The organism is Brasilonema octagenarum UFV-OR1 (assembly GCF_963888615.1).
GTDB classification, from domain to species: Bacteria; Cyanobacteriota; Cyanobacteriia; order Cyanobacteriales; family Nostocaceae; genus Brasilonema; species Brasilonema sennae.
On the sequence record NZ_CAWPKW010000205.1, the window covers coordinates 1,861 to 5,312 of the forward strand.

Here is a 3,452-nt window from a genome sequence, read left to right on the forward strand (position 1 = left end):
GTTGAACATCGAGGTCAGCGTTTCCAAGAGATCCGCGCCGATGCGCGAGCCGATGGCGAGCGTCGTCAGCAGCGCGGCGAGCACGACGCCGATCATCAGATACCAGAACAGATTCCCCGAGGGCGGCCGCTCGGTCCGCCGCGACGGCAACCCCTTCCGAGGCGTGGAATCAGAACCCTCTTGATCGTTCGGCCGCGGTTCCGGTGTCGTCATCAATCCACCATCGCATCCCCCGGTTGATGTGAAGTGCTCTTCACACGGAGCGATGCGTCGTAAGTGTCACAAACGGAAGGGATTCCTGGCGCTGCGCTCCGAATGGGTCCGCAGTCCGGCAAGGGAACTCTATGCCGCTGCGAAGGTACGGTCAACTGCCGGGAAACGACTGGGCAACAAAAGATTATAGAGGCCCGCGGTGTCTTTGCGAAGAACAGCCACAAACCGGATCGCTTCGTCGCAGATCGGGGCCAGCACAGCATGCAGCTACGGTCCGGGAAAAGTCGGCGAAGCGAAACTCTTTGTCGCATTTGACCTTGTGTATGATAACATCCCGGCGCGTACTTGATGATCTTACGGAAGAAGGGTACACTTCCGGGCGTGCGGTGGTTCGCGGGCGGTCAGCACGTCGCCTGAATGGGGAAGCGTTCCGCCGTGCCAGTCTGCTTCGACTGCGCGTCTTGGGGTGTGTCCCCCGAGACGAATTCCCGATCCACGACCCGTTCGAAATGCGGACGCATGCCCGAAATCCTCGATTTGCGGCGAGCCGATGATCCGCGGGATGTCATCCACCGGGCGTGTGAGGAATTATCGCAGGGTCGCCTCGTCGTTCTCCCAACCGAAACGTTCTACACCGTTGTCGGATCGGCGCTGCAACCGGAAGCGGCAAAGGGGGTTCGGACATTCGGGGAAACCACACTCGTGGTGAAGGGACTGGATGAAACTCGGGATTATCTCTCGACGTTGCCGGCTTCAGCACGAAAATTGGCCTCACGTTGCTGGCCCGGTCCGCTGGTTCTGTCGTTTGGGACGGATCTGCTTACCGGATTGTGGAATCGGCTGCCCACCCCCACGCAGTCGGCGTTGACCACCGGTGACAACGGCGTCGGTGTGCGGACGCCCGCCCACGCCGTCTGGCATGAGATCCAACGATTGCTGCCCACCCCGCTGGTAGCGCTGGCAGACACCGCAACCGCGACCGGCTGGCGAACCGCTACGGAAGCTGTCGGTGCGGTCAACGATCTTGCCGCGCTGATTATCGACGATGGCCCCAGTCGCTATGGTGAAACCACCACCGATGTCCGCTTTCACGACAACGTGGGCAACTGGTCGGTCCGCAGTCCGGGAGTGGTAAGCGATCGCAATCTGCAACGGCTGGCGAGCGAAATTGTTCTGTTTGTCTGCACGGGAAACACCTGTCGCAGTCCGATGGCCGAAGTCCTTTTCCGCCGAGCCCTGTCAACAAGGTTAGGTTGTACGGAAGACGATCTCGTGGATCGGGGCTATATTGTCCTGTCGGCGGGATTATCGGCGGCGGTGGGAGCCCCGGCGAGTCGTGAAGGAGTGGAACTCCTCGCGGAAGAGCAGATTGATCTGCGCGGCCACGAAAGCCAGCCGCTGACCGAACGGCTGCTGAATCAGGCCGACCAGATTTACACGATGACGCGATCGCATCGTCAGGCCATTCTGGCGGAGCGGCCCGATTTGACCGAGCGCGTGCAGTTGCTGTCCCCCGAAAAGTCGGACGTCTCCGACCCGATCGGCGCAGGTCGAGACGCCTACCAGTCGTGTAAGCAGGAAATTCAGCGCTACGTGGAAGCGTTGGCGAACCGTATCGTTCCGGAGTCGAAACCGAAGCCATGAAAATCGCCGTTGCGAGTGATCACCGCGGATACCAGGTGAAGGCGAAAATCCTCGAGCAGGTCGCCGAACTCGGGCACGAACCGCTCGACTACGGTCCGGTTTCCGGCGAAAGCGTGGACTATCCGGACTTCGCGGCGAAAGTCGCCCAGGCGGTCACGACCGGCGCCATCGATCGCGGCATCCTGATCTGCGGGACCGGGATGGGGATGTGCATCGTCGCTAACAAATTCTGCGGCGTTCGCGCGGTTCCCTGTCACGACGACCTGACCGCTGAGATGAGTCGTCGCCACAACGATGCCAACGTGCTTTGCCTGTCGGCCGATCTGCTGGGTGAGCGACTCGTCAGCCGGATGGTGGAAATCTGGTTGACGACCGAGTTCGAAGGGGGGCGGCACGCTCGCCGGTTGGAAAAGATCGCGATGTTTGAAGCCCAGAATGGATGCCCGCGTCCGAACCCGTGACAGTCGACGGGGCGGTAGCCGATCCGTACACTGCGGCGCAACCGCTCTCCACACATCGTTTCACACTCTCCCGGAAGGAGTCCGACGTTGAGTTCACAACCTTCTCGCTTTGCCAAGACGCATGAATGGGTCACCGTCGACGGTGACATCGCCACGGTGGGCATCACCGAATTCGCCGTGAAACTGCTCAGCGATCTCGTGTTTGTCGATCTGCCTAAAATCGGCAAGACGGTGGCTCAGGGCGATTCGTTCGGCGAGATCGAGAGCGTGAAACACGTCAGCGACCTTTACGCGCCGGTCTCGGGAACCGTAACCGAAGTGAACAAGCCGCTCGCGGACAATCTTGAATGGTTGCAGCAGGATCCGCACGCCAAGGCATGGATGATCAAGCTGAAGATATCAAACCCCGCGGAAGTGAACGCGCTGTTGGACGCCGCGGCGTATGCCGCGCACTGCGAGAGTGAATCGCACTGAACAGGTCAAGTGCGGAGACTCGCAGCCGACACGACGGGGGCCTCAGCGCGGACATGTTTCCTCGGCGGCGGTGCGTACGATCACTTCATTCCGAGCGTGGTCGATGAAATCACCGGCCGTGGCGAGTTCTACACGGCTTACACGCCGTATCAGGCCGAAGCGTCGCAAGGGAGTCTGCAGGCCTTCTTCGAGTACCAATCGCTGATCTGCGAACTGACGGGGATGGACGTCTCCAACGCCAGCCTCTACGAAGGTGGCTCGGCGATCAGCGAAGCGGTGACGATGGCGATGCGGTCCACCGATCGCCGCGGCAATGTCGTGATGTGCGGCGGTGTGCATCCCGAAGCCGTGCAGGTGGTGCAGACGCATGTGCTGCACTTCGGTACCGAGGTCCGCGTCGCGCCGGTTGCCAATGGGGTGACGGATGCGGCCGCCCTGGCGAAGCTCGTCGATGATCAAACCGCTGCGATTGTCGTGCAGGATCCGAACGTGCTCGGCGCATTGGAAGACGTTGCTGCCGTGAGCGAACTGGCTCACCAGCACGGTGCATTGTGCATCGTATCGTTCGATCCGATCAGCCTTGGAGTTCTGAAACGGCCCGCAGACCGCGGTGCCGACATTGCCGTCGCGGAGGGGCAATCGCTCGGCATCCCCTTGCAG

The 3,452-nt window shown here is 61.2% G+C and carries 5 protein-coding genes; 4 read left to right on the forward strand and 1 reads right to left on the reverse strand.

The window, feature by feature from the left end:
- On the reverse strand, nucleotides 1–213 hold a 213-nt coding region (locus tag AC5590_RS15285), incomplete at its 3' end, for a hypothetical protein (protein ID WP_211178789.1).
- Nucleotides 214–732: 519 nt separating this feature from the next.
- Here AC5590_RS15285 and AC5590_RS15290 point away from each other — a divergent pair.
- The 4 genes from AC5590_RS15290 to AC5590_RS15305 form a co-directional block, all read left to right on the forward strand.
- Nucleotides 733–1,857, forward strand: a complete 1,125-nt coding sequence (locus AC5590_RS15290) for an arsenate reductase/protein-tyrosine-phosphatase family protein (RefSeq protein WP_169268842.1) — start codon at nucleotides 733–735, stop codon at nucleotides 1,855–1,857.
- Nucleotides 1,854–2,318 (forward strand): ribose 5-phosphate isomerase B, encoded by a 465-nt coding sequence (gene rpiB / locus AC5590_RS15295; protein ID WP_169268843.1) that lies wholly within the window; start codon nucleotides 1,854–1,856, stop codon nucleotides 2,316–2,318. The genes AC5590_RS15290 and rpiB overlap by 4 nt, the downstream gene beginning before the upstream one ends.
- A gap of 87 nt (nucleotides 2,319–2,405) precedes the next feature.
- A complete protein-coding gene (gene gcvH, locus AC5590_RS15300) occupies nucleotides 2,406–2,792 on the forward strand; it encodes a glycine cleavage system protein GcvH (RefSeq protein ID WP_169268844.1) in 387 nt (128 codons plus the stop codon).
- 9 nt (nucleotides 2,793–2,801) lie between these two features.
- Nucleotides 2,802–3,452 (forward strand): aminotransferase class V-fold PLP-dependent enzyme (locus AC5590_RS15305; protein WP_169268845.1); only part of this gene is annotated, 651 nt, incomplete at its 3' end.

Excerpts from the sequence above, each read along its gene's own strand:
- AC5590_RS15290 (WP_169268842.1), top strand. The coding sequence starts at position 733 with ATGCCCGAAATCCTCGATTTGCGGCGAGCCGATGATCCGCGGGATGTC.
- rpiB (WP_169268843.1), top strand. The coding sequence starts at position 1,854 with ATGAAAATCGCCGTTGCGAGTGATCACCGCGGATACCAGGTGAAGGCG.